The 24,649-nt window shown below is 48.1% G+C and carries 26 protein-coding genes and 1 tRNA gene; 12 read left to right on the plus strand and 15 right to left on the minus strand.

The features are described 5' to 3' along the window. Window positions 1–188, plus strand: a 188-nt coding sequence (locus VIM87_RS21000) for a hypothetical protein (RefSeq protein WP_331998905.1), incomplete at its 5' end; no start/stop codon positions are given. Between the two features lie 143 nt (window positions 189–331). Here VIM87_RS21000 and VIM87_RS21005 read toward each other — a convergent pair. Then, window positions 332–1,036: an SDR family oxidoreductase gene (locus tag VIM87_RS21005; RefSeq protein WP_331998906.1), complete on the minus strand. Its 705-nt coding sequence runs from the start codon at window positions 1,034–1,036 to the stop codon at window positions 332–334. A gap of 157 nt (window positions 1,037–1,193) precedes the next feature. Here VIM87_RS21005 and VIM87_RS21010 point away from each other — a divergent pair, with 157 nt between their 5' ends. Then, window positions 1,194–1,889, plus strand: a complete 696-nt coding sequence (locus VIM87_RS21010) for a YjjG family noncanonical pyrimidine nucleotidase (protein WP_331998926.1) — start codon at window positions 1,194–1,196, stop codon at window positions 1,887–1,889. Between the two features lie 264 nt (window positions 1,890–2,153). On the opposite strand, the gene VIM87_RS21015 is transcribed toward VIM87_RS21010, so the two are convergent. From VIM87_RS21015 to VIM87_RS21035, 5 genes are all read right to left on the minus strand, one after another. Beyond that, entirely contained in the window at window positions 2,154–2,393 is a 240-nt protein-coding gene (locus VIM87_RS21015) for a hypothetical protein (protein ID WP_331998907.1), read from the minus strand. Between the two features lie 31 nt (window positions 2,394–2,424). Beyond that, a complete protein-coding gene (locus tag VIM87_RS21020) occupies window positions 2,425–3,081 on the minus strand; it encodes a phosphatidylserine decarboxylase family protein (protein ID WP_331998908.1) in 657 nt (218 codons plus the stop codon). Window positions 3,082–3,285: 204 nt separating this feature from the next. Continuing rightward, window positions 3,286–4,170 carry a phosphatidate cytidylyltransferase gene (locus tag VIM87_RS21025; RefSeq protein WP_331998909.1) on the minus strand — a complete coding sequence of 295 codons (885 nt, stop codon included), beginning with the start codon at window positions 4,168–4,170 and terminating at the stop codon, window positions 3,286–3,288. Window positions 4,171–4,268: 98 nt separating this feature from the next. Next, window positions 4,269–4,478, minus strand: coding sequence for a DUF2007 domain-containing protein (locus VIM87_RS21030; protein WP_331998910.1), 210 nt, complete (start codon window positions 4,476–4,478; stop codon window positions 4,269–4,271). Further along, on the minus strand, window positions 4,459–5,394 hold the full coding sequence (locus VIM87_RS21035; RefSeq protein ID WP_331998911.1) for a CPBP family intramembrane glutamic endopeptidase: 936 nt from the start codon (window positions 5,392–5,394) through the stop codon (window positions 4,459–4,461). The genes VIM87_RS21030 and VIM87_RS21035 overlap by 20 nt, the downstream gene beginning before the upstream one ends. 109 nt (window positions 5,395–5,503) lie before the next feature. Between VIM87_RS21035 and dusB the strand changes: the two genes are divergently transcribed. The 3 genes from dusB (at window position 5,504) to proC (ending at window position 8,289) form a co-directional block, all read left to right on the plus strand. Then, the gene (gene dusB, locus VIM87_RS21040) at window positions 5,504–6,571 is read left to right on the plus strand and encodes a tRNA dihydrouridine synthase DusB (protein ID WP_331998912.1); all 1,068 of its coding nucleotides are present in this window, start codon (window positions 5,504–5,506) and stop codon (window positions 6,569–6,571) included. A 34-nt stretch (window positions 6,572–6,605) separates the two neighbouring features. Beyond that, window positions 6,606–7,175, plus strand: coding sequence for an NUMOD4 domain-containing protein (locus VIM87_RS21045; protein WP_217605479.1), 570 nt, complete (start codon window positions 6,606–6,608; stop codon window positions 7,173–7,175). Window positions 7,176–7,488: 313 nt separating this feature from the next. Next, window positions 7,489–8,289 (plus strand): pyrroline-5-carboxylate reductase, encoded by an 801-nt coding sequence (proC, locus tag VIM87_RS21050; RefSeq protein WP_331998913.1) that lies wholly within the window; start codon window positions 7,489–7,491, stop codon window positions 8,287–8,289. A 212-nt stretch (window positions 8,290–8,501) separates the two neighbouring features. Here proC and VIM87_RS21055 read toward each other — a convergent pair whose 3' ends face one another. The 6 genes from VIM87_RS21055 to rimP form a co-directional block, all read right to left on the minus strand. Then, a complete protein-coding gene (locus VIM87_RS21055; protein ID WP_089908342.1) occupies window positions 8,502–9,002 on the minus strand; it encodes a SixA phosphatase family protein in 501 nt (166 codons plus the stop codon). 237 nt (window positions 9,003–9,239) lie between these two features. Then, entirely contained in the window at window positions 9,240–11,087 is a 1,848-nt protein-coding gene (locus tag VIM87_RS21060; protein ID WP_331998914.1) for an amidophosphoribosyltransferase, read from the minus strand. Window positions 11,088–11,233: 146 nt separating this feature from the next. Next, window positions 11,234–12,616 carry a peptidylprolyl isomerase gene (locus VIM87_RS21065; protein WP_331998915.1) on the minus strand — a complete coding sequence of 461 codons (1,383 nt, stop codon included), beginning with the start codon at window positions 12,614–12,616 and terminating at the stop codon, window positions 11,234–11,236. A 167-nt stretch (window positions 12,617–12,783) separates the two neighbouring features. Beyond that, window positions 12,784–16,230 carry a translation initiation factor IF-2 gene (gene infB, locus VIM87_RS21070; protein WP_331998916.1) on the minus strand — a complete coding sequence of 1,149 codons (3,447 nt, stop codon included), beginning with the start codon at window positions 16,228–16,230 and terminating at the stop codon, window positions 12,784–12,786. A 134-nt stretch (window positions 16,231–16,364) separates the two neighbouring features. Further along, window positions 16,365–17,612 (minus strand): transcription termination factor NusA, encoded by a 1,248-nt coding sequence (gene nusA / locus VIM87_RS21075; RefSeq protein ID WP_089906868.1) that lies wholly within the window; start codon window positions 17,610–17,612, stop codon window positions 16,365–16,367. Between the two features lie 18 nt (window positions 17,613–17,630). After that, window positions 17,631–18,116, minus strand: coding sequence for a ribosome maturation factor (gene rimP, locus VIM87_RS21080; protein WP_331998917.1), 486 nt, complete (start codon window positions 18,114–18,116; stop codon window positions 17,631–17,633). A gap of 273 nt (window positions 18,117–18,389) precedes the next feature. Between rimP and VIM87_RS31430 the strand changes: the two genes are divergently transcribed. The 3 genes from VIM87_RS31430 (at window position 18,390) to VIM87_RS21090 (ending at window position 19,294) form a co-directional block, all read left to right on the plus strand. Further along, window positions 18,390–18,623, plus strand: a complete 234-nt coding sequence (locus VIM87_RS31430) for a DUF2752 domain-containing protein (RefSeq protein WP_414649658.1) — start codon at window positions 18,390–18,392, stop codon at window positions 18,621–18,623. Continuing rightward, window positions 18,620–18,973, plus strand: coding sequence for a TM2 domain-containing protein (locus VIM87_RS21085; RefSeq protein WP_331998918.1), 354 nt, complete (start codon window positions 18,620–18,622; stop codon window positions 18,971–18,973). The genes VIM87_RS31430 and VIM87_RS21085 overlap by 4 nt, the downstream gene beginning before the upstream one ends. A 69-nt stretch (window positions 18,974–19,042) precedes the next feature. Beyond that, entirely contained in the window at window positions 19,043–19,294 is a 252-nt protein-coding gene (locus VIM87_RS21090; protein WP_331998919.1) for a DUF4834 family protein, read from the plus strand. Window positions 19,295–19,378: 84 nt separating this feature from the next. Here VIM87_RS21090 and VIM87_RS21095 read toward each other — a convergent pair whose 3' ends face one another. Further along, on the minus strand, window positions 19,379–20,008 hold the full coding sequence (locus tag VIM87_RS21095; protein WP_331998920.1) for an HAD family phosphatase: 630 nt from the start codon (window positions 20,006–20,008) through the stop codon (window positions 19,379–19,381). 452 nt (window positions 20,009–20,460) lie between these two features. Between VIM87_RS21095 and VIM87_RS21100 the strand changes: the two genes are divergently transcribed. From VIM87_RS21100 to VIM87_RS21115, 4 genes are all read left to right on the plus strand, one after another. Further along, window positions 20,461–21,945, plus strand: coding sequence for a VCBS repeat-containing protein (locus VIM87_RS21100; protein WP_331998921.1), 1,485 nt, complete (start codon window positions 20,461–20,463; stop codon window positions 21,943–21,945). 99 nt (window positions 21,946–22,044) lie between these two features. Then, window positions 22,045–22,118: transfer RNA gene (locus VIM87_RS21105), tRNA-Ile, on the plus strand. Window positions 22,119–22,285: 167 nt separating this feature from the next. Further along, window positions 22,286–23,578 (plus strand): hypothetical protein, encoded by a 1,293-nt coding sequence (locus VIM87_RS21110; protein ID WP_331998922.1) that lies wholly within the window; start codon window positions 22,286–22,288, stop codon window positions 23,576–23,578. Between the two features lie 14 nt (window positions 23,579–23,592). Beyond that, on the plus strand, window positions 23,593–23,943 hold the full coding sequence (locus VIM87_RS21115; RefSeq protein WP_331998923.1) for a VOC family protein: 351 nt from the start codon (window positions 23,593–23,595) through the stop codon (window positions 23,941–23,943). Window position 23,944: 1 nt separating this feature from the next. Here VIM87_RS21115 and VIM87_RS21120 read toward each other — a convergent pair whose 3' ends face one another. Then, complete coding sequence (locus VIM87_RS21120; RefSeq protein WP_331998924.1) at window positions 23,945–24,256, minus strand: hypothetical protein; 312 nt, start codon at window positions 24,254–24,256, stop codon at window positions 23,945–23,947. A gap of 15 nt (window positions 24,257–24,271) precedes the next feature. Next, a partial coding sequence (locus VIM87_RS21125) for a phosphoribosyltransferase family protein (RefSeq protein ID WP_331998925.1) occupies window positions 24,272–24,649 on the minus strand: 378 nt, incomplete at its 5' end.

Raw genomic sequence — 24,649 nt, forward strand, 5'->3', positions numbered from 1 at the left:
GCAACACGGGTGCTGCTTACATTGGTAGTAAAACGGAATTCCTGGGCACTAGCGCAAGCTATAACGCCCAAACAAAAAAAGAGGGACAGTGCCCACTTCCTTATTTTAACCTGACAGACCATATCTCGTTGACAAATTTAACCAAAGCCTATGCTGTGGAGCTGATTTCGCCGTTAAAAGTTAGTTAAAAAAATAATAAAATATGACCTCAAGATCATTATCTGGTAAGGACTTCGCTTAATGTGCGGATGTGCAAATATGCAAATGTGCAGATGGGAAAAATGGACCGTTTCAATGCATTTGCACACTTACTCATCTGCATATCTGCACATTAGCTAATGTCCCCCAGCATGGGCCGCAGCACAATTTCTTCCACCACTGTTTGAGCGGCCAGCGTGTAGGCTGCCCATACAATATTGGCAATATCCTCAGGCGGCATCAGGCGGTCCGGCGGCGCTTCAAAACCCTCCCAGGAGGCAGTAAGCGTGGGGCCGGGGCTGAGGGCGGTCACTTTAATGTTATGCGGCTTCAGCTCTTCCCGCAGGTTTTTGGAAAAGCCTAACAAGGCAAATTTAGTAATGCTATACGCGCCGCCGTTAGGGTAGGCTTTGTAGCTGGCCGTGGAGGTAAGGTTAAAAATGTGGCCTTTATGCTGTGCTATCATAGCCGGTAACAGCTGGCGGGTAAGGTGATAGGCGCTGTATACATTGGTAGCCATCAGGTTTTCCAGCAGGCCTTCTTCCTCCTGGTGCAGTGCGCCGGGCACAAAAAGGCCGGCGTTATTTACCAGTATATCCACTACGGGGAAAGCTGCTTTTACTTTGGCTGCAAAGCTCAGCACCTGCTGCTTATCACTCATATCCACCGGCAGGGCCAGCACCTGTACATTAGGCGCCAGCTGGCGGATGTGTGCAGCCGTAGCCTCCAGCGTGGCGGCATTGCGGGCGCACAGCGCTATATTAAAACCTTCTTTGGCCAGCCTTTCGGCGATGGCTTTACCTATTCCTTTGCTGGCTCCCGTAATTACTGCGTTCATATTTTGGAGGGATTGAAAACCGGAAAATAAGAAAAAAAATGTGCAGATGTGCAGATATGCAGATGTGCAAATGAGGAATGCAGCGGAGATGAGGGCAATTCATCTGCACATTTGCATATCTGCACATCTCCTCATTCCTTCGTACCTTTGCCCTGTGATGAAGTATAAGCATATTTTCTTTGACCTGGATCATACACTGTGGGATTTTGAAACCAACTCCTACCAGACTTTAGAGGAACTCTACCATACATTTGACCTGAGCGCCCGTGGGGTGCCTGGCTTTGAAGCGTTTTACGACAGCTATGTTATTCATAACGAGATATTGTGGGACCGTTTCCGCAAAGGGCTCATTAACCGTAATGACCTGCGCTACAAACGTTTTAGCAGAACCCTGCTGGATTTTAAGATCGGCGATGAAAAGCTGTCTAACGCCCTCAGCGAAAAATTTCTGGAAGTGCTGCCTTTTAAAACTGCTTTATTTCCTTACACCGTGGAAGTGCTGGAATACCTGACAGCTAAGAACTATCCCCTGCACATGATCACCAATGGGTTTGAGGTTACCCAGCTGCTGAAAATGCGCAATGCCAAAATTGATCATTTCTTTACGCATATTATTACTTCTGAAGTAGCGGGCAGCCTGAAGCCTTACCGGGAAATATTTGATTACGCTATTACCAAAGCCGCTACCAAGGCTACGGAAAGCGTAATGATCGGGGATGCGCTGGAGCTGGACATTATAGGGGCTCACAATGCGGGTATGGACCAGATCTATTTTAATGCAAAAGTTCCGGCCACTACTATGCAGCCTACTTATTGCATCTCCTGCCTGAGTGAGCTGAAAACAATTTTATAAGGCGGATAGGAACAGGAAATATTCTGTTTGCATACCACAAGGGTATGTTTTGTTATCGATTGCTATAAGCAAAATAGCACTGGGTGCAGGCTTCGGTGTAATCTTTGGCAATATCGTATAAACAATCGCCGAAAAATGAGTCCGTCAAAAAGTACGAAAGGCTTTGAGGATCACATAATACAACAAACCTCCACGAGGTAACCGAATAAATAAGGGCTGACCATTGCTTTTTGGTCAGCCCTTTTAATTTTATGCCGTATCTGATCACTTACCTGCTGGTTTGGCTGCAGTTGCCGGTTGGGCCGGTTTTGCAGCGGCAGCACGCAGACTGGCGGTTTTAGAAGGTTGCATGCAGCAGGCCTTTTTCCGGGCGGTTTGCTCTTTTTTGCAACAGGCCTTGCTGTTGTCTTTATTACAGCAGCTCTTATCCTTTGCTTTGTCCTGGGCCAGGGCTGCACCGCTTATGAGCAGGGCTGCAGCCAGGGTGAAAAAAGTTTGTTTCATGCTAAATATTTTTAGGTAACGGTGGTTGTGTTTATACCAGCTGTGCAATAATGGATTGCCCGCCCTTTACTACCTGGTCCAGCTGCACCTTAACAGGTGTGCCTACGGGCAGGTAAATATCCACGCGGGAACCGAACTTGATAAAGCCCAGCTCTTCATTTTGCTTTACCTGCTGGCCTGCTTTCAGGTAGTTTACAATACGGCGGGCCAGGGCGCCGGCGATCTGGCGTACCAGGATATCTGTTTTGCCATTGCCTATAACCACGGTGTGGCGCTCATTTTCCGTAGAGGATTTTGGATGCCAGGCCACCAGGTATTTACCGGCATGGTATTGAGATAACTTCACTTCCCCGCTAATGGGGTTGCGGTTTACGTGCACATTGGCAGGGCTCATGAAAATAGATACCTGCAGGCGTTTATCTTTAAAATATTCGGGTTCAAAAGTTTCTTCGATCACCACTACTTTACCATCACAGGGAGAGATCACCAGCGTTTCATCCTGCGCCATATTCCGGGCGGGAATGCGGAAAAAGGAAATAATGAACAGGAACAGGATCACGGATACAATAAAAAAGCCCCAGGTGAGGGAGGGTACCTGTCCAAGGAAATAGAATACGGCCACATTGAGCAATGCCAGCACCAAAGCGGTTAATACAATCGTGCCCAATCCTTCGCGATGGATCTTCATGTTGTGTTTATTGGTTTATTAGTTTAATTGGTAATGCGAAGGTAGAATTAATTACGAATTATCAATTACGAATTACGAATTATGCTGAACGCTGATACTCAACGCCGGATGTTGAACGCAAGCGGTTAGAGTCGCCGGCACGCATAATGATTGTAAGCTATCAGGCAGATGTAATCAGCCATTAGGAGCTAAGCGTTCCGCATTCTACAGCATCATAAAGCTGTGTACATAGATCCAGGCAAATGGCGTAGCCAGCAGCAGGGAATCAAAGCGGTCCAGAAAGCCGCCATGCCCCGGCATAATATTACCGGAATCTTTTACGCCGGCCATGCGTTTCAGCTTGGACTCCAGCAGATCGCCGGCCGTGCCGAAAATAGCGGCAATGCCTGCTAAGGCCAGCCAGTGCTGCAGATCCAGCCACTGCTGCCCCCAGTAATGGCCAAAAATGCCGGCAACAGCCACGCATAGGATCATGCCGCCTACAGAACCCTCCGTGGTTTTCTTAGGGGAGATGGAAGGGAAAAAAGGCGTACGCCCTATCAGGGAGCCTATAATGTAGGCCATGGTATCATTGATCCAGATGAAGCAGATCAGCAGCAGGGGTATCAGCCAGCCGGGCTGCCCGCCGGTAGTGCGGCCAATAAAGGTGATCATGCTGCTGCTCAGGCGCAGGTCTACCAGCAGGCCAAAGGATACGCTGATGTACAGCAGGCCCAGGGCCGAGTAGCCAATGTTCTTCAGGGAAAAATCCTTGCCCAGCAATATTTCGCCCATAGGTAATACCAGCAGGAAAATAACGGCTGTCCACCAGCCCAGGAAGCCCAGGGATACAAGGCTGGTGCCAAAGGCCTCGCCGGTGAAGGCCATTACAATAGCGCAGCTGGCTACCAGCACACCGTAGCGGTGCCAGGCAGATACTTCGTTATAATCCTTATCTATGAGGCGAATGAGCTTAAAATACTCCTGTATGGCAAAAAAATTAACCAGGAAAAAGAGCAGGAAAAAGGTAAAGGGATTCCATAAAATGCCACCCAGCATTACTGCCACAAAAACCAGTGCGGAGGCGGTACGGGTAAAAAAAGTCTTCATTCAGTGTTTATTTTGAAATTGCATCTTACCTCGTTTCATTCATCTGCGGCAGGCAGTAGAAATATGAGATAAGGTGGCGGGATCTTGCTTCCTGTCTCTTACTTCGTTTCATTCATCAATTCCAGCGCCTGCGTTACCTGGGAGCTGTGCACATAAATTTCAGCCTGCCCGGGCAAGGCCTGTATGTAAGATGAATCCTGCCGGTTCAGGAGCACGGCATTCACCCCGTTCTCCAGCAGCATGCCTTTTACCATTTCCGCCTCAAAGGGCCGGTCTGTTGAAAATATTTTAATCCAGTCTTTTTCCATCACTCAGGTTTTCAGGTTGTGACTTTTCAGCTTGTGCCGGCAATTTAGTGCGTTTGTACAACACCCACAAAAGCGACAGGGTTACCAGGGCGCTGATGAGGGCCACATACCAGCTGGTGGTGCTGCTTTTGGAAGGATCTTCAGAGATCACCTTTACCTGGTACAGGTAAGCGGCAAACACCTGGATGCCATTTACCAGGAAGTGCCCCAGTATAGACAGCCACAGGTTGCCACTCAGGTAATAAATGGCGCCCAGTAAAAAGCCCAGCAGCACCCGCGGCACAAAACCCAGCAGCTGCATATGCACGGCGCTGAAAAGAATAGCCGTGATCAATACACCCAGCCAGGGCAGGCGTACCAGCTGTATAACCAGGCGTTGCATAACCCCGCGAAAGAACACTTCTTCGGCAATGGCCGGCAGCACAGCTATCAGCAGCAGGTTTACGATCAGGTCTTTTACCGTAGGCATTTGCAGCAGGCGTTCTATCAGCAGATCGGCCTGTTCTTCCATTTGCCGTATGGAGGCGGGTACGTTCCAGTGCTGGTTCCATTCCGCCGTCAAATCTACAGCCCACAGGGAACAATACATAATCAAAAGCGCTAATACTATAGGGAGGGCTTTGGGGCTTTTGCTCATACCCAGCCATTCAGCAGGCTTTGGATCGGAGAGGTAGCCGAACAACAGGCCGGGCACCAAATAAACCACCAAAGTGTACAGAAATTGTACTAATTTCAGATAGCCGATAACTTTAGGACCCGTGGCGTTGCCACCTTGTAATTGATCTACAGTATAACCGCTCAGGGCAGGGAAGCCAGTATACAGGAAGGTACCATAAAGCAGCATAAAGCCGATAAAGATCCCGATAAAGGTCACGAATTGTAAAGAAGGAGAAGACTGTTTTAGATAGCCGGTCATAAACGGTAACTGTGTTAATTTTGCGTAAATTTACAGCACCAAAACCAGTTGGCAATAGCTTTTACTCACTGCATACATCCTGCTGCAACTATACAATGTAATAAAAAAAATGGCGAAGATTGGTAATATAAATTTAGGAGAGTTCCCTTTACTGCTGGCGCCCATGGAAGATGTAAGCGACCCACCCTTCCGTGCCGTATGTAAAGAGAACGGGGCTGACCTGATGTACACGGAATTTATTTCTTCGGAGGGGCTTATCCGTGATGCTATTAAAAGCCGGCAAAAGCTGGATATTTTTGATTACGAGCGGCCTATAGGCATACAGATCTTCGGGGGCGATGAAGAGCCCATGGCTATGGCGGCCCAGATTGCCGCCGCTACCAACCCCGACCTGGTTGACATTAACTACGGCTGCCCGGTTAAGAAAGTAACCTGTAAGGGCGCCGGCGCCGGCATTTTAAAAGATGTGCCCAAAATGATAAAGCTGACCGCTGCGGTGGTAAAAGCCACCTCGCTGCCGGTAACAGTAAAAACACGTTTGGGCTGGGACGATGATACGCGTAATATTGAGGAAGTAGCAGAGCGCCTGCAGGATGTGGGCATACAGGCCCTGACCATCCATGGCCGCACCCGCACACAAATGTACAAGGGTAATGCCGACTGGAGCCTGATCGGAAAAGTAAAGAACAACCCCCGCATACACATCCCTATATTTGGTAACGGTGACATATGTACGCCGGAGCAGGCGGTAAGCGCCCGGGAAAAATACGGGGTAGACGGGATCATGATAGGAAGGGCAGCCATTGGTTACCCCTGGATCTTTAACGAGATCAAGCATTTTATGAAAACCGGTGAACATTTACCGCCCCCAACTGTTTTGGAAAGAGTAAGGGTGTGTAAAAAACACTTACACCATTCCATTGCCTGGAAGGGAGAGATTGTAGGTATATTGGAAATGCGCCGTCATTACACAAACTACCTGAAAGGATTACCGCATATAAAAGATTTCAGGCAACAATTAGTAACTTACAAGTCACCGGCAGAATTGGAACAGGTTTTAGATGCTATAGCTGCACAGTACAAAGATCATATTTTTGAGAGGGTCGCATCCCCGGTAACGGACAGCCAATACCTGCCGGCAAACAATGAAAGCATAGATTGTAACGTTTACGGTTAAACCCCAATTTCATTTATTTAAAAATTACTTTCACATGGCCACAATTAAAAACCTTAAAAACGAAGTCTGGAAAGACTTGCAGATCAAAAACAAATCTGCCTTGCGAAAAAGATATGCTGTGTCTAATATGGGGAGAGTGATCAGTTACCATGAAGAAATTGAAGATGGGAAGCTATTATCCGGCTCTACCGTTGAGGGATATACGGTATTGAACGTAAAGCCGGCAGATAGCTACCAGTCCCTGTACCTGCACCGCGAAGTAGCCAAACTGTTCGCTAAAAGGCCGGGACGAGCCCACCGATACGTTATTCACCTGGATTACGATAAGAAGAACAATAAAGCCTCCAACCTCCGCTGGGCCACTAAGGAGGAAATGGAAGAGCACCAGCAGAACAGCCCCGCCAAGCTGGCCTACAAGGAAAAGCAGCGGAACCGCCTGAAAGGCTTAAAGCTGAATGTAACCAAGGTTAAAAGCATAAAGCGCCTGCTGGCAAAACCCGGCAAGCGCACCATGAAGCAGATCGCCGAGCAATTTGATATCAGTGAAATGCAGCTGTACCGCATAAAAAGCGGCGAGAACTGGAGTCATGTAAACGCGGATTAAAGCCTGGCTTTCCAGGAATGATCATAAATGATGTTGTCTGACTAAGGCCAGACCATCCGGCTAGTGCAGCGGGATGGCTGGCCTTAGCTATTTGATGTGCAGATGGCAAATATGCAGATGTGCAGATGGGGAATGCATGAATGTGCTAATATGCTGATGTGCTAATGTGCTGGTATATGTGAGAGGATGGCACAAACAACAAAAACCGGCACATTAGCATATTAGCACATCAGCACATTCCCCCTATCATCCGCACATTTGCACATCTGCATATCTACACATTGATTACTTTTGTCCCAATTAAACAAGGGATATGTCTACCAAGAAAATTGCCATTATTGGCGGCGGTAACCTGGGATCTGCCATTGCACAGGGCGTGTTAAAGAGCGGTTTTGCCAGTGCTTCCGATATTATTATCACCAAACGCAATATTGAAACCCTGGCCGGCCTGCAGGCACAGGGCGTACTAACGGAAACGGATAATGCCAAAGCCATTGCTGCGGCAGATGTGATCATTGTAGCGTTAAAGCCCTACAACATTAAAGAAGTACTGAGCCGGGTAAAAAGCGCTTTTAACCCTGCCAAACATATGCTCATCAGCGTGGTTACCGGCGTAAGCATGGACGAGCTGGAGGAGATAGCCGGCCCTGGAATGCCCGTGGTAAGGGCTATGCCCAATACCGCCATTGCCATCCAGGAATCCATGACCTGTATTTGCCATAAGAACACTACCGCGGAGCAGGCTGCCTGGGTAATGCAGCTGTTTGACCAGCTGGGCGTTACCGTGAGCATTGACGAAAAGCTGATGGATGCCGCCACCGTATTAGGCGCCTGCGGTATTGCCTATGCCCTGCGCTTTATACGCGCCAGCATACAGGGGGGCATTGAAATCGGGTTTGATGTACGCACCGCCAACATGATAGCCGCCCAAACGGTAAAAGGCGCTGCCGCCCTGCTCATAAGCGGTAACCGCCACCCCGAGGAAGAAATAGATAAGGTTACCACGCCCAAGGGCTGCACCATTGCGGGCCTGAACGAGATGGAGCACCAGGGCTTCAGCTCTTCGCTGATCAAAGGCATCACTGTTTCTTATAATAAGATCCTCAAAGGATAAGGAAAGTAAAAAGTAAAAAAGCAAAAATTAAAAAGGTGTTTTGCTGAAGGATAAGTAAAAAGCAAAAGGTAAAAAGCAAAAAAGAGTGCTTTGCTGAAATATCAGTCGGGGAAATAAGGGGATGTGTGATGCGTAAAGACGGGATTATGAAGCTGCAGATGCTTTGAAAGAGGTTGCTGGTTTTTTCTTTTTAATTTTTACTTTTTTCCTTTTCAAACAACTTCCTGCTTGGGGTAATCAAAAAAGAGGAATTTTTTGGGCGCCCGGTCAAAGTCTTTCCAGGAGCTGATATCCGCTTCTATGGCAAAGATGCCGGAGGTGGGCACATTATCGATCCGGATCTCTTCCGTAAGGTAGTTGGCAAAGTCCGTTATACCCGGGTTATGGGCAAAAATGGCTACGGTATCAAAATCATCATCGATCTTGGTGATCACTTTCAGGAAGGTAGAGGCATAACACAGGTACAGCTCATCTTCCAGTAAAATAGCTTCTTTAGGATACTTCCACTCACGGGCCATGATCTTGGCGGTGCTGCGTGTGCGCTTTGCCGGACTGGATATAATAAGCTGGGGAACCATACCCTTTTGCAGCAGGCGGGCTGCCATTTCCGGGGCATTCTGTTTGCCGCGCCGGTTCAGGGGCCGGTCAAAATCATCCATGTCCGGATCATTCCAGCTGGACTTTGCATGCCGAATAAGGAGTAATGTTTTCATGGGCTGAAAACCATTAATAACCATAACGAAAATACGAATTTTCAGATTCAGCAGAAAGTTAAACCCTTGCCGTTAACCTAAAATCAAGTGCAGGGCGATTTAAAATAAACTTAACACAGATTTGTTGCGGATAATATTATTAATTAATACTATACTAATCGGGCCACGGGAAAGAAAAAAGGCTGTATCAAAAAGATACAGCCCGGTAGTGTATGTGTTTAGGTATAAATATCAATATTAATATCCTCTTTCATTACGGCCTTCCATATAGTTCATAAAGGCTTTATTCACCACGCGGTTGCCGCCGGGGGTAGGGTAGTTACCGGTAAAATACCAGTCGCCCAGGTTATTGGGGCAGGCCTTATGCAGGTTCTCTATGGACTGGTAGATCACATCTACCTTGGCGTTAATGCCGGCCGGGGTAATGATCTGCGCTATTTTATCGGAGATCTCTTCTGTGGTGAAAGGTTTGTAAATATTCCGCACCACGTTCTGCGCGTGCAGGGTGTTGGTGCGCTGCAGCTCTTTACACAGGCCGTAGGCTTCCTGTAAAATGTGCTCCTTACCCTGTTCTTTCAGCAAGGCAATGGCTGCCTGGAAAGCAACAAAGTCGCCCATTTTGCTCATATCTATGCCATAACAGTCCGGGTAGCGGATCTGCGGGGCCGAGGATATGATCATAATACGCTTGGGCCCTAAGCGGTCCAGCATTTTAATAATGCTTTCCTTGAGGGTGGTGCCGCGTACAATGGAATCATCTATCACGGCCAGTGTATCTACACCGGGGCGCACGGTTCCGTAGGTAATATCGTATACGTGCTGCACCATTTCATTACGGCCGCTGTCTTCCGCAATAAAGGTGCGCATCTTTACATCCTTAATAGGGATCTTATCGATCCTTACCCGGCGGTTCACCATTTCAGCCAGCTTGGCCTCGTCAAAATCTTTACCCCAGGAGAGGATGCGTTCTATCTTGATCTTATTCAGATAATCTTCCATACCCTTTATAAGGCCGTAGAAGGCAACTTCCGCGGTGTTGGGTACAAAAGAGAAAATAGTGTTGCGAAGGTCGTGGTCAATAGCTTTCAGAATGGTTTCTGAAAGATTGTAACCCAGGTTGGAGCGTTCTTTATAGATCTTTTCATCGTTACCACGGGAGAAGTAGATCCTTTCAAAGCTACAGGCTTTACGTTCTTTGGGTTCCAGGATCTGCTCTAAGCTGTATTCCCCGTCGTTCTTTACGATAAGTGCATTACCGGGCATCAGCTCCAGCACTTCGTTCTCGCCTACGTTAAAGGCGGTACGGATGGCAGCCCTTTCGGATGCAGCTACGATCACATCCTCGTTAATGTAGTAATAAGAGGGGCGAATGCCGTGCGGATCGCGGATCACAAAGGAATCGCCGCTGCCCATAAGGCCGCATACATGGTAGCCGCCATCGAACATGGAAAAGGCCTGCTGCAGGATGTTCTTTACATCCAGGCCATTGCGGCGCGCCTCATCTTCCTGACATAAAAAATGATATACTACTTCCAGCATGGCGGCCAGGTCGCTGTTGCGGTGTACTTCGCCGGGATCTACCCCTACGAATTTGAACAGCTCATCGGCATTTACCAGGTTAAAGTTACCTGCAATGGTAAGGTTGCGTGCGGGAATGGTGTTATGGCGTACAAAGGGATGGCAAAGCTCTACATTGTTCTTACCCTGGGTGGCGTAGCGCAGGTGGCCCATCAGCAGCTCGCCCAGGAAGCGGATGTGGCCTTTCATGAGGCCCGGGAACTTGGTGATTTCCGGCTGGTATTTCTCGATCTCCTGGATCTCGTCGCGCACTTTGCCGAAAATATCGCCAATGGCTTGCGGGGCGCTGCTCCGGAGACGGTGCATGAAGGGTACCCCTGGTTCTGTATTGAGTTTTACGGTGGCTATACCCGCTCCGTCCTGTCCGCGGTTATGCTGCTTTTCCATGAGCAGGTACAGCTTATTAAGCCCAAAGAAAACCGTTCCGTATTTCTGCTGATAATAAGAGAATGGCTTCCTTAATCTTATGAATGCAAGGCCGCATTCATGCTTTATCGCGTCACTCATCCCGTTTTTGAATTGAAGTCGCAAAGTTACGCTTAAAAAGCATAACAAAAACATAAAGCTTGGAAAGTGGGGTGGCCTTAAAACGAAACTCCCCGGTACGGATAGTGTACCAGGGAGTTTTTGTTATAGGATGTAGCTTGCGTACGTTATTGTTTGGCCATGGATGCCAGCCATTTGGAAATGTTTCCGCAGGTTTTGAACTCATCGTCCACATGAATGTAGTATGTGGGAATTCTTTCCATGAGCCATTTATTTACGGCTTCGCCCTGTTTTCCCTGGAGGGTGCGCTGCTGAATGCGGGCATAATCATCTCTCAGGTTCTCGCGGTGCGGCTGGGTACGTGTTTTCAGGTACACCAGGCGTACGCCGGTACGGCCCTGTTCATCGGTGAAGGGCGCCGGTGCGGAGATCTGGCCGGGTTTCAGGGTGTCCAGCATCAGCACAATATCGCGGGTGGATGGATCGTCCAGCTGGTCAATAGTGATGAGGGAGCTGCCGTTCATTTTGTTCTGCAGCATACCGCCGTCAAACTTAGCCATCTGGGCGTCGCTGTATTTGGTAACCGCTTCGCCAAAGGTGTATTTATGATCCAGGATGGCGGTACGGATGGTATCCAGCTTTTTGTTGGCCAGCTCAATGTCAGACTTGGTAATGTTTGGTTTTACCAGGATGTGCTGCACGGTAATGTTATCGCCCTGGCGGCGTAAACACTGGATAAGGTGGTAGCCGAACTGGCTTTTTACCGGGGAGGAGATTTCCCCTTCCTTTAAGCGGAAAGAGGCGGCCAGGAAGTCAGGATCCCAGGTACCTTTCTCGTTCCGGTTCAGGATGTAAATGCCTTTATTATCTTTTACTCCCGGATCCTCAGAATACAGGATGGCCAGTGAGCTGAAGTCAGATTCTTTCTTTTCTACGCGGCGGCGGAAGTCCATTAAACGCTCCGTGGCATAGTTTTCCATTTCTTTGGTGGCTTTGGGCAGCAGAATAAGCTGACCTATTTCCAGCTCTGATTCGTAGAAGTGTAAGCTGTCTTTCGGAATGCTTTCAAACTCGCGCTGTACTTCAGAGGGCGTTACCTTAATGGCATCCACGATCTTATCGCGCATGGCCTTGGCCTGTAAACCTTCTTTAATAGGCTGGCGGAAACGTTCACGCAGCTGGTAAATGGAGTAGCCGGTCACCTCTTTCATTTTCTCGCGGGAGCCGTACAGGTCCTCAAAATAACGGATACGGTTCTCGATCTGCCCATCTACATCGCCATCACTTACGGGTAAGCTATCGCGCTCTGCCTGCAGCACCATTACTTTCTGGGCTATGATCTGCTCCATAATAGAGCAGGCGGCATTGGGCGGCAGCTGATTATCCGGCGTATTACGCTGCAGGTTCATCATTTCCCCATCTATATCTGATTTTAAAATGATCTTATCCCCTACAATGGCGGCAATTTTATCTGCTACCATTTTTTGCTGTCCTACGGAGGTTTGCCACAGGAGCAGGGCGCCTGCAGATAATGCCAAAAGTCTGTTCATACTAAAGAAAGCAGTGAAATTCAAAAATAGCCAATAAAATAAGCCGCATGGAGCGGCCTATGGTTTTTAACAAAAGTTTATGTAAGCATAAAGCTAAAAGCATAAAGCTGAAAGCAATGCAGCGGATATTGGGCTGCTTTATGCTTTCAGCTTTACGCTTTCTGCTATTATAAAGTACGTTTTACTTCTACTTCTTCAAATCCTTCAACGATATCGCCTGTTTTCAGGTCGTTGTAGTTACGTATGCTCAGGCCGCACTCCATGTTGGATACTACTTCCTTCACATCGTCCTTATAACGTTTCAGGGATCCCAGCTCACCGGTGAAGATCACGATACCATCGCGTACCAGGTTAATGCGGGTGTTACGGGCCAGCTTACCATCCAGTACAAAACAACCGGCTACGGTTACCTTGTCGAAACGGTAGGTTTCGCGTATTTCCACATTGGCCACCACCTTCTTCTCTATCTTAGGCTCAAGCATGCCTTCCATGGCGCTCTTCAGCTCTTCGATAGCATCGTAAATGATGGAGTAGGTACGGATCTCAATATTTTCTTTCTCAGCCAGCTTGGCGGCCTGTGAAGACGGGCGTACCTGGAAGCCTACGATGATAGCATCGGATGCGGTGGCCAGCAATACGTCGGATTCTGTGATCTGACCTACGGCCTTGTGCACCACGCTGATGGCTATTTCTTCTGTAGACAGTTTCTGCAGGGAGTCGCTCAATGCTTCTACGGAACCGTCAAAGTCGCCCTTGATGATAATGTTAAGCTGTTTAAAGTTGCCCAGTGCCAGACGGCGGCCAATTTCATCCAGGGTAATGTGTTTCTTGGTGCGGATGCCCTGCTCACGTACGATCTGTGCGCGGCGGTTAGCAACATCCTTGGCTTCCCCTTCATCCACATACATCTTGAATTTTTCACCGGCCTGCGGGGCGCCGTTCAGACCCAGCAGCTGTACCGGGCTGGAAGGTCCTGCTTCGTCAATACGCTGTCCGCGTTCATTGAACATGGCTTTGATCTTACCATAGAAGGCGCCGCTCACAATGGTATCGCCCTGGTGCAGGGTACCATTTTGAACCAGCACGGAGGCTACGTAACCGCGGCCTTTATCCAGTGAGGCTTCTATGATGCTGCCGGAGGCTTCGCGGGCAGGATTTGCTTTCAGTTCCAGCAATTCTGCTTCCAGCAATATTTTTTCCAGCAGCACATCTATGTTCAAACCGCTTTTGGCAGATATTTCCTGGCTTTGGTATTTACCGCCCCAGTCTTCTACCAGCAGGTTCATACCGGCTAATTGTTCTTTGATCTTTTCAGGATTGGCTCCTTCCTTATCAATTTTGTTGATGGCAAATACCATGGGAAGGCCGGCTGCCTGTGAGTGGGAGATGGCTTCACGCGTTTGGGGCATGATGGCGTCATCTGCTGCTACCACGATCACGGCTATATCCGCTGCTTTGGCACCACGGGCACGCATCGCGGTAAAGGCTTCGTGACCGGGTGTATCCAGGAAGGTGAGCTTTTTACCGGTAGCGGTAGTTACCTGGTAGGCGCCTATGTGCTGGGTAATACCCCCGGCCTCACCGGCTACTACGTTAGCGCTGCGGATGTAATCCAGCAGGGAGGTTTTACCATGGTCTACGTGACCCATGATGGTCACAATAGGCGCTCTTGGCAGCAGGTCCTCTTCTGCATCCACTTCTTCTTCTTCCTCATCCGCATCTACATCGTCTATACCAATAAATTCTACTTCATAACCAAATTCGCCGGCTACCAGCTCAATTACTTCCGCATCCAGGCGCTGGTTGATGGATACCATGATACCCAGGCTCATACACTTGGAGATCACTTCTGCAAAGCTTACATCCATCAGGTTGGCCAGCTCGCTCACGGAAATAAATTCCGTTACCTGCAGCTTATTATTCTCTGCATTCTGGTTGGCCATTTCTTCGGCCCTTGCATCGCGTTTGTCGCGGCGCTGTTTGGCCTTGATGTTCTTGCCACGGCCGCCACCCAGCTTGGCCATGGTTTCCTTGATCTTATTCTGGATCTCGTTCTTGTCAATTTCTTTGTCTTCCGGACGTCTGTTCGGATCTCCTCCACGGTTAAAGCCGCCGCGGTTATTATCGCGGTTGCCTGGCCCACGGTTACCACCGGGACCTCCGGGTCCGCGATTGCCTCCGCCGGGTCCGCGGTTAGGTGCTGCGTGCGGACGGCTGGGTCCCTGACCGGGTTGGTGCGGACGGTTGCCGCCACCCTGGCCACCCTGACCCTGGCCTCCACCGCCGTGCGGGCGGTTGCCACCACCCTGGTGATGACGGTTATCGCCGCCACCGGGCCGGTTATCGCGGTTGCCAAAGCGGTTGTTATTATCGCCGGTGCGGTTGGTAGGTGCACCTGCGCCTTCCCGTTTTTCGCCGGAAAATTCTTTCGGCTGTATGGGTTCCGGTTTCTTTTCAACAATAATGCGTTTGCGTTTACGCTTTTCATCATTATTGTTGTTGTTATTGTTCCGGTTGTTGAAGGTGCTTTTGTTATTATCGCGCCTGTCAGACTGGATCGGCAGGTTTATTTTCCCGATTACCTTGGGACCGGTTAATTTTTCTGCCTGTATGTTTTCAATCACAGCGCTGCTATTATCATCCTGTTCGGAATCCTGTATATTTCTTTCTGCGGGAGCGGTTTCCGGCTCTTTCTGTTGAGCGGCTACCGGTGCGGGTTCCTTTACTTCCCTTGCCGGTGGTGCTTCCTGTGGTTTTTTCTCTTCTTTAGGAGGGGCGGGTTGCTCTGCGGCGGGAGCTGCCGGTTTTTCCTTTTCCACGGCTTTGGGCGTTTCTGCCTGCGGCGGTGTTACTGGTGGAGCGGCGGTTACTTCCGGTTTTTCCGCTACGGGCGCTGGTTTTTCCTCTTTCACGGGTGCGGGTGGTGTTTCCTGCACTTTTTCTTCCTTCACTTCCGGCGGAGGTGTTTTAGCTACCGGTGTTGTTACCACAACCGTTTCAGGTTGTTTGGCCGGTGCTTTCTCCTCGGTGGGAGGTTCCTCTTTACGTGCGGCAGGCTTTTTACCCTGCAGGGCGTTCAAATCAATGGTTGCCACAACTTTAGGTCCGTTTAGGCGTGGGGATTCTGTTTTGGTTACTTCTGAAGGAGGGGGTGTGGCGGCTTCCGTTTTAGGCGGCGTTGGAGGCGCCACAGGTGTTGCCGGCGCTTCGGGTTGCTGCGGAGCTGTAGCTTGTACAGGCGCAGGTTCCTGGGCAGGCTCCTGTTTAGGCTTTTCAGCCTGGGGCGGTATTTCTGTTGCCGTTGCGGATTCCTCTTTTGTTCCACTCTTCTTCCCTGCTGCTTCCGCGGCTTCCTTCTCCTTTTTCTTCATTGCATCTAACACGCTTCCTTTAGGCAGGGCTATCTGGTCGCTTTTGCGCTTGTTAGCCTTGTCCTGCTGGAATTCTGACTGCAGGGCTGAGTACATTTCAGCCGTCAGACGGGCATTTGGTGATTCAAATCCGTCCGTCGAGTAGCCCTTATTGGCAAGAAAATCGATCAACGTTCCTTTACCAATATTGAACTCCTTGGCGGCAGCCAGCAATCGTGGTGTGTTGTTTGTTACTTCGGGCATATGTGTTATATCTCGGGCCTCCCCTTTTTCCCATTGTGCTGCAACGGGACTCCATTTTTACATTTAAAAATAATTCAAATATATTCCATTCCAAGCGAACCCAAATCCTGGGAAGGTTTCCAGACCCGGGAGCGCTATTCTTTGTCAAACTCTTCCTGTAATATTCTTCTTACGTCGTTCACGGTTTCCTCTTCGAGGTCGGAACGGCGTACCAGCTCTTCCGCGGTCAGATCCAGCACGCTGCGTGCGGTATCACAACCTATGCGTTTGAGCTCATCGATCACCCATTCTTCTATTTCATCTGAGAATTCTTCCAGATCCACGTCAAATTCGGTTTGTTCCTGCTCTTCATCGCGGAACACATCAATTTCGTAACCGGTCAATTCGCAGGCCAATTTTATGTTCACACCTTTTTTACCGATGGCCAGGGATACCTGGTCGGGTTTCAGGTATACCGCTGCGTATTTGTTATCGTTATCTACTTCCTGGCGGCTGATCTTGGCGGGAGTTAAAGCACGCTGAATAAGCAATTGGATATTGGCCGTATAGTTTATAATGTCAATATTCTCATTTCTTAATTCCCTAACTATGCCATGGATACGGCTGCCTTTCATACCTACGCAGGCGCCTACGGGGTCTATCCGGTCATCGTAGGATTCTACGGCCACCTTGGCTCTTTCGCCCGGTTCGCGTACGATCCTTTTTATTACTATCAATCCGTCAAAGATCTCCGGCACCTCAATTTCCAACAATTTAGCAAGGAAAGAAGGATGTGTGCGGGAAAGAATGATGAGTGGAGCGTTGTTCTTAAGTTCTACTTTTTTAACAACGGCGCGTACGTTCTCTCCTTTTTTGAAATAATCGGTTGGTATTTGTTCAGATTTAGGCAATATTAGTTCATTCCCTTCATCATCCAATAATAAAACTTCTTTTTTCCATACCTGGTAAACCTCGCCGGTTACGATCTCGCCTACGCGATCTGCGTATTTTTTCACCAGTATGTTCTTTTTGAGGTCACCGATACGGGCGGAGAGGGTTTGTTTGGCAGCCAGGATAGCCCTGCGGCCAAAGTCCTGGATCTCTACTTCCTCGTACAGGTCTTCCCCTACCTGGTAATCAGGTTCTATTTTAATGGCTTCAGAATAGGCGATCTGTGCATTCTCATCCTCTACTTCTCCGTCCGTTACAATAGTACGGCGGCGTAATATCTCCAGGTCACCTTTTTCTGTATTTACAATCACGTCAAAGTTCTCATCGGAGCCATATTTCTTACGCAAGAGTGTTTTGAACACATCTTCCAATACCTTCATCAACGTTGGGCGGTCAATATTTTCCGCCTCCTTAAACTCCGTGAATGACTCAATCAGGTTAATACTAGCCATTGTTTTGGTAATTATATTTTAAAACACGATGCACACGACGGTGTGCTTAATTTCAGTAAAATGTATGTTTAGCTGTTTAGATAATTTCGGATCCGGTTTTACGCCTTTTTTCCTGGGCGGTGTTTCCTCCAGGGTAAGCTGGTCTTCAGTTACTGCCAGCAGGGTCCCTTCTTTAATGGCGCCGTCCAGCAGGGTTACTTCTACCTTACGGCCAACATTTTTAAGATACTGCCGGTGCATTTTCAGCGGCTCATCCAGGCCGGGAGAGGATACTTCCAGGGAAAAATCGCCATCCGGGAACAGGGCAGAGGCTTCCAGCTGAGCATATAATGCGCGGTTAAGCTGCACCAGCTTTTCAACCGGGATACCTTTATCCCCGTCTACAAAGACCTTAACATTATTGGTGGGTTTGATCCTCACTTCTACCAGGAAAAACTCCGGTTCGGGAGCCAGCTGCGCTTCTATAATCTGCCGGATCGATGCGATCACTTGTTCATTTGCCATACCTAACTAACGGGAAAAACGAGAAGGGGACCGTTGCCGTCCCCTTCGTTTGAATCAATTTCCTTTTGCAAAATTAGGATTTTATTTTGATCCAAAAACTATTTCTTTAACTTGTATCAAATATTTAAAGCCGCGGTAAAGCCCCAGGAGTACGGATTATTAAATGTTTTAATACATTTACATGTTGACCTGCGTATGCATCTTAATACATATATAAAGCACCTTAACATAGAACTCTTTATATGGCCGTTGGCGTTAGGGCTGTTATTTTTTATGGACCCGCATAAAGGAGCCACCCTTTGCCCGCTGCAATGGATGGGGCTTAAAGGGTGCCCGGGATGCGGGTTGGGACACGCGATTCATTATGTGCTGCATGGACAATGGGCATTAGCCTGGCACAGCCACCCCCTGGGTTTTTTTGCGGTGCCCATGTTACTGTACCGCAGCTTTCAATTGGGAAAACAACAAGTACAAATATTCCATTACCTTAAAAACAATCCCGCATGAACGATCTTTCATTTGCCATTTTACCCGGCGTACAGCATGAAGAGCTGTTATGGCTGCAGGAGCTGACCCGCAATTATACCGACGATCAGAAACAGCGGTTCATGGCTGTTTACCAGGGCCGCCGCAAGGACCCGCAGACTATATTGATCTGCTGCCTGATAGGGCTGATAGGGCCTGCCGGCATTCACCGCTTTTTGCTGAACCAGGTAGGTATGGGCATCCTGTACCTGTTCACCCTGGGCTTATGCTGGATTGGAACCATTGTGGATGCGGTGAACTATAACAAGCTCACCTGGGAGTTTAATAAGAAAGCGGCAATGGAAAGTGCGGCCTTACTGGGATTTAATTAGTTAAAGAAACCTTAAAGAAAGCCGATTGGTTTATACAGGTAGCAGATATTCTGCTACCTTTGTTTTACTATGATCAAATTAATAGCCCTCATATTTCTGCTGTGGTTGTTCTATAAGATCGTTTTTGATTTTATAGTTCCGGTGTACCAGTCTACCAAACAGGTAAGGCGGCAGATGAGCGATATCCAGGACCGTATGCGTCAGCAATATCAACAGCAACAACAGGCGCAGCAGGCTGCCGAACAGCAGCATCAGCGTGCGGCTACCCAACAGCGCCCGGTTGATAAGGGTGATTATATTGACTTTGAGGAAGTGAAATAGCCTTCTATAGTAATTATCTAAAGAAGATAATACTAAAGGATATTCCCTGTCTCAGGGAATTTAGCTTGCCGGGAATTGAGCATCCTATATGCTGGCAGCCGGTTTAAAAATATCTGCAATGGTTTTGGGCGCCTGTAAATGAATGGTTTGTAACCCCACTGCTTTGGCGCCTTCAATGTTCTGCAACAGATCATCAATAAATAATGTTTCTGCGGGATTGAGCCGATGCTCATCTATAATTACCTGGTAGGCTTCTTTATCCGGCTTACGGTAACCGATCAGGTGCGAGTAATAGGCTTTGTTAAAAAAGGCCGCCAGGGAAGGAATGCCCCTGCTTTCCTGCAGGATCTGGTTGAACCGTTCCAGGTGAATAGCATTGGTATTGCTTAGCAGGTAAGTATTATAGTGGAGCTGTAGCTGTTGCAGCAGCTGCAGGCGTTGCAGCGGAAAATCCAGCAGCATGGCGTTCCAGGCATCTATGATCTGCTGATCCGTGACCCCGGGCGTTACGTGTTTCTGCATTTCCTGCAAAAAAACATTCTCCGATACATGGCCGGTTTCCAGCTCATCGAACAGGCGCGAGCCTTTGAACTGGTTGTATAAACTGGTAAAATCCTTTACGCCTAATGCTTCAAAAGCCGTGTAGGTGCGCTGATAATCCAGGTTGAGGATCACACCTCCCAGGTCGAAAATAATATGTTTGATACCCTGCATGCTGATTAAAATATTTGCAAAGCTGCAAATTAAAGCTGTATTTTAGAAATGTACCGGTACACGTTATGCAACAATTGCCTAATTACTTGTTATTCAAAGGCCCGCTCCCGCGAGGGATGATGTGGCGGAAATATTCGTGTATGCTTTGCCGGTACCTGCTGCCTATGAAATTGAAATACCTGTTGTTTAATGATTGGTTGGGCCGATGTGAATACAATGTGCAAGTATGGTTCAAAAACTCACTTTGGAGAAAGAGGATTGAACACAAGCATTCCTTTAGCCCCAAATGGTACCTGTTGCCATTTAATGGTCTGTTGTTGGGAAAGATGCTGCAGTGCAAGCCAGGTCACCTGTTATTAAATAGTTGGCTGCCCGGAAGGAACTGTAAGCATTGGGTTAACCTGGCCTGGTGCCTGTTACCAACGCTGTTATTGCTGGCCTGTAATAATGATATGGATCGCATAAACCGGTTAAAACGGGGAAGTGAACTGGCGCAGCAATATTGCGCATCCTGCCACGCTTTTCCGGAACCCCGCCTGCTGGACAAAACCACCTGGGAAAAAGATGTGTTACCGGCAATGGGCGAACGTTTAGGCATTAACAGCTTCAATGGCAGCTATTACAGGAAACCGGTGCTGTCTGATAAACCCGGCGCAACAGCCAACCAGATCAGTACAGAAGACTGGGACCTGCTGGTGGAATATTATACTACGGTAGCGCCCTGGCAACCATTGCGCCAGCACAGGGATGAACCCTTTAAAAGCCCTGCCCCGCCACTATTCACTATTCATGAACCGGATGAACAAATGGGCGAAGCCCCGCTGGCCAGCTATGTAGGGATGGATACCCTGCATCAGCGTATATGGGTAGCCGATGGACAGGATAGTACGCTGCATATTTATAATAACCGGCTGGAACCGTTGCAGCAGCTGCGCACAGCGAGTATTGTATCGGATATTATATTACCGGGTGCTTTTACCGGCAACCGTGCATATGTTACCTGCCTGGGTACGCTGTATCCTTCGGATGCGCTGCGGGGGAGTATACAGACGTTGCAGGATGGGGGGAGGGGGATGTTGCCCGAAATGCTGAAAGATCATTTACCCCGGCCCGTACAATTGCAATATGCAGACTTTAACCAGGATGGGAGCCCCGACCTGCTGGTATGCGGGTTTGGTTATAACAACGGTGCTTTGAGCTGGCTGGAACTGGATACCAGCAGGCAGGTGGCAGTAAAAGAACATATCATCTTTCCCCGCGCCGGCGCCATCAAAGCCTGGATCCGTGATGATAATCACGACGGCCGGCAGGATATCTGGGTGCTGTTTGCCCAGGGCGATGAAAGCATCTGGTATTTTGAAAATACGGGTAACGGCAATTTTACACCACAGCGCATCCTGCAATTCCCGCCGGTGTATGGCTCCAGCAGCTTTACCCTGCAGGATATTGACCACGATGGGCTGGAAGATATAATTTATACCTGTGGCGATAACGCAGACCTTTCCCGCATACTAAAGCCTTACCACGGCGTATACATTTATAAGAATAAGGGCCGCCACAAATTTGTACAACAATACTTTTACCCGGTGAATGGCTGCTATAAAGCCATTGTTAAAGACTTTGACCTGGATGGCGATGAAGATATGCTGACGATATCCTTCTTTGGCGATTATGGCCTTCAGCCCCAGGAAGGACTACTGTATTTTGAAAACCAGGGCGGCATTAACTATACCGTATATACTTTGCCCGCCAGCCGGCTGGGGCACTGGATCTGCATGGATGCAGGCGATATTGATGGCGATGGGGTTATAGATGTAGTGCTGGGCAATTTTTCACAGGGACCTGCTAACTTTCCGGGAATGGGCAGTCAATGGCGGAATGGACCTGGGTTTATATTACTGGAAAATACTACCCGTGCTGCCCGAAAAAAGAATTAAAAAATTTATGGCTAATTGAATAAAAAATAATTAATTTTGCCGTCCCTGAAAAACGGGACACCCAGAGAAGTTTAGATATATTTTGTCCGTGAGGACAATGGTCCTATAGCTCAGTTGGTTAGAGCACCTGACTCATAATCAGGGGGTCCCAGGATCATGCCCTGGTGGGACCACTTAAATTTTCAAAAGCGTCGGTTTACCGGCGCTTTTTCTTTTTGCAGATATGCTTCCTGCAGATCTTATCTACCTAAAAAAGGGGATATTAATCTACCTATTTTCCGGTATATGCTTTAGCTATTGAATAGTCTAATTTTGCACCGTCAGATAAATTATCAGTGCTATGCCTTTTGAATTTCGTAATGCTATCCTCATTGCTGCTACCTCATTGCTGGTTGCCGCCATCCCGGGCAACAGTCAGGCCCAGGGTAAATTCGACAGCAAGCTGCTGAAGGACGGAAAATATACATTGGCCTGCTATACCGTAAATAGTGGCAGCGAATCGGAGATCGGTACTTTCACCATCGGGATCAATACCACCAATGATAAGCTGTCACTAACCACCATCACCGCCCTTACAGGTTTGGAGGAGTGGAAGGATACCAGCATATCAGATCTGAGCACTTTCAAACCTATTTACCGTGCATCGCACAATTCCATGAAAGATATGGTGCTGCACTTCGGCAATTATGTTACCGGGTATTATGTTGATAAGAAAACAGGCAAGAAGAACCAGATCAAAGAAGCCGGTGATCAGTATTTCGTTGACAGCTATACCTATCCTTTCATTTTGTCGCTGCTGCCGCTGACCTCCGGTTACAGTACCGATCTGTCAGTGTATGAATACAAGCCTGCCAACAATGGTAATGTGAAAAAAGCTGTTGTAGAGGAAGTGAAGAACAACACCTACATCAGCAAATTCACCGGAAAGCATGATGTATGGGAAGTGACCGTGGTGGAACCTTCAACAGATGAAAGATCCGTTTCCTATATCGACAAAAAGACCCGCCGCCTCTGGCAGGTAGATATGTTTACCAATGGCCAGCAGATAAGAATGGTGGATATGGAGACCGATTTCAACTCCATCAAGGCCTCTTTCGATAAAGAGGCTACCATGAAAATGGTGAAAGGTGGTAATGCTATTATTTCCGGACAGGTATATGCCCGCGATTTTGACCAAGGCAACAGGATGCAGGTGATGAATATCAAGGCTAAGCAGGTAGCTTCCCGTGGTACACAGGTGATCCTGATCCCATACAACGATTACTTTAAAGAGTGGGTGAAGGTAAACGAAGCCCAGCGAAAAAAAGGAAGGGAAGGCATTGCCATTTCAGACGATGCTGCTGAGTGCATTAAAAGCACCAGGGTATACGATGATGCCGGACACTTTGAATTTGTAAATCTTATGCCGGGAGATTACCTGCTGTATACTGAATTTAGATTTGAGCACGGCTACACCCAGAGTGAAGTGGTGGGATATACAGACCACTATATTAACGGCATGTTCCAGGGTACCTCTGCTAATACCGTGAACAGGGATTACAGTGTGGGAACCAGCGCCACTGTGAAGAAAGTGGTAACGGTGAGTAAGGCGGGGGATAAAGTGGAGGTGAAGCTTAAGAAGACGCATGCGTGACATAAATTTCAAATATGCCATCCATCTCCCTGATCGTAATTAAAACCAACCAGCTACAGGCCCAGGCTACATTTTATACTAAGCTGGGCTTCACGCTTGACTATCATAAACATGGCAACGGTCCTTACCATTATGCCAGCACAGGTAGCGAACCTGTACTGGAAATATATCCATTACCTAAAGGTGTAACAACACCGGACAGCACGACCAGGCTGGGATTTGCAGTTGAACACTTAGATATTTTGATCAAAGAGCTGGATGCGCAGGGCATTACCATAATAGCTGCACCTGCAAAAACCGAATGGGGTTATACTGCCATTGTACAAGACCTGGATGGAAGAAAGATAGAACTAACGGAACATTAAATCATTCCGGAGCAGGCGGTCTTTTATTACCACAGGCTGCACAAAATGCAGCCAGTGGCGTTCTATAGGGCTTACCACATTTTTCACAAGGCGGGCCGTATTGTGCAATCCGATGATGCATGATGGCGTTAGGTATTGTTTTGGTAAATCCCGTTACCTCCTCATAGTAATCCATTAATTCCTTAAAGCGTTCTTCGTATGTACCCTCTCTTGATTTGATACCTTTACCATAAAGCTCATAAGCCTTTTTATATTCGGCTTCGTCAAGCATTGGTAACTCCATTCTGCAACGCCAGCACCAGAGAATTTTCATAGCCTTTTATTTAACTTACAAATACCTCCCCACCTCCACACACTCCACTCCTTCCACCTTCCTGAAAGAATCCGTTGTATACACTGCATCCACAAACTCGATCTTAGTTCCTTTACTGAAGATCCCGTGGCTTACAATTAAATTCACTTTCACGGCGCCTTTCTCTTTCAGCATTTTTGCAGTACCGGCAAATGTGCCACCACCATCGCAAATATCATCTACAATAAAACAGGTTTGCTCCTGCAGGTTATCAGTAGTGGTTTTGAAGTTGGTGAGCGCTCCGGTTTTAACATCCCGCTCTTTCATACATTCCACCACGTTATCTGTTTCTAAGAACTGCGCCAGCTTATGGATCTTCTTTAGTGCACCGGCATCCGGGGATACCAGGCAATA

It is taken from the genome of Chitinophaga sp. (assembly GCF_036569125.1).
In the GTDB taxonomy this organism is placed as follows: Bacteria; Bacteroidota; Bacteroidia; order Chitinophagales; family Chitinophagaceae; genus Chitinophaga.

Excerpts from the sequence above, each read along its gene's own strand:
- VIM87_RS21005 (WP_331998906.1), bottom strand. The coding sequence starts at position 1,036 with ATGAACGCAGTAATTACGGGAGCCAGCAAAGGAATAGGTAAAGCCATC.
- VIM87_RS21010 (WP_331998926.1), top strand. The coding sequence starts at position 1,194 with ATGAAGTATAAGCATATTTTCTTTGACCTGGATCATACACTGTGGGAT.
- VIM87_RS21015 (WP_331998907.1), bottom strand. The coding sequence starts at position 2,393 with ATGAAACAAACTTTTTTCACCCTGGCTGCAGCCCTGCTCATAAGCGGT.
- VIM87_RS21020 (WP_331998908.1), bottom strand. The coding sequence starts at position 3,081 with ATGAAGATCCATCGCGAAGGATTGGGCACGATTGTATTAACCGCTTTG.
- VIM87_RS21025 (WP_331998909.1), bottom strand. The coding sequence starts at position 4,170 with ATGAAGACTTTTTTTACCCGTACCGCCTCCGCACTGGTTTTTGTGGCA.
- VIM87_RS21030 (WP_331998910.1), bottom strand. The coding sequence starts at position 4,478 with ATGGAAAAAGACTGGATTAAAATATTTTCAACAGACCGGCCCTTTGAG.
- VIM87_RS21035 (WP_331998911.1), bottom strand. The coding sequence starts at position 5,394 with ATGACCGGCTATCTAAAACAGTCTTCTCCTTCTTTACAATTCGTGACC.
- dusB (WP_331998912.1), top strand. The coding sequence starts at position 5,504 with ATGGCGAAGATTGGTAATATAAATTTAGGAGAGTTCCCTTTACTGCTG.
- VIM87_RS21045 (WP_217605479.1), top strand. The coding sequence starts at position 6,606 with ATGGCCACAATTAAAAACCTTAAAAACGAAGTCTGGAAAGACTTGCAG.
- proC (WP_331998913.1), top strand. The coding sequence starts at position 7,489 with ATGTCTACCAAGAAAATTGCCATTATTGGCGGCGGTAACCTGGGATCT.
- VIM87_RS21055 (WP_089908342.1), bottom strand. The coding sequence starts at position 9,002 with ATGAAAACATTACTCCTTATTCGGCATGCAAAGTCCAGCTGGAATGAT.
- VIM87_RS21060 (WP_331998914.1), bottom strand. The coding sequence starts at position 11,087 with ATGAGTGACGCGATAAAGCATGAATGCGGCCTTGCATTCATAAGATTA.
- VIM87_RS21065 (WP_331998915.1), bottom strand. The coding sequence starts at position 12,616 with ATGAACAGACTTTTGGCATTATCTGCAGGCGCCCTGCTCCTGTGGCAA.
- infB (WP_331998916.1), bottom strand. The coding sequence starts at position 16,230 with ATGCCCGAAGTAACAAACAACACACCACGATTGCTGGCTGCCGCCAAG.
- nusA (WP_089906868.1), bottom strand. The coding sequence starts at position 17,612 with ATGGCTAGTATTAACCTGATTGAGTCATTCACGGAGTTTAAGGAGGCG.
- rimP (WP_331998917.1), bottom strand. The coding sequence starts at position 18,116 with ATGGCAAATGAACAAGTGATCGCATCGATCCGGCAGATTATAGAAGCG.
- VIM87_RS31430 (WP_414649658.1), top strand. The coding sequence starts at position 18,390 with ATGGACCCGCATAAAGGAGCCACCCTTTGCCCGCTGCAATGGATGGGG.
- VIM87_RS21085 (WP_331998918.1), top strand. The coding sequence starts at position 18,620 with ATGAACGATCTTTCATTTGCCATTTTACCCGGCGTACAGCATGAAGAG.
- VIM87_RS21090 (WP_331998919.1), top strand. The coding sequence starts at position 19,043 with ATGATCAAATTAATAGCCCTCATATTTCTGCTGTGGTTGTTCTATAAG.
- VIM87_RS21095 (WP_331998920.1), bottom strand. The coding sequence starts at position 20,008 with ATGCAGGGTATCAAACATATTATTTTCGACCTGGGAGGTGTGATCCTC.
- VIM87_RS21100 (WP_331998921.1), top strand. The coding sequence starts at position 20,461 with ATGGATCGCATAAACCGGTTAAAACGGGGAAGTGAACTGGCGCAGCAA.
- VIM87_RS21110 (WP_331998922.1), top strand. The coding sequence starts at position 22,286 with ATGCCTTTTGAATTTCGTAATGCTATCCTCATTGCTGCTACCTCATTG.
- VIM87_RS21115 (WP_331998923.1), top strand. The coding sequence starts at position 23,593 with ATGCCATCCATCTCCCTGATCGTAATTAAAACCAACCAGCTACAGGCC.
- VIM87_RS21120 (WP_331998924.1), bottom strand. The coding sequence starts at position 24,256 with ATGAAAATTCTCTGGTGCTGGCGTTGCAGAATGGAGTTACCAATGCTT.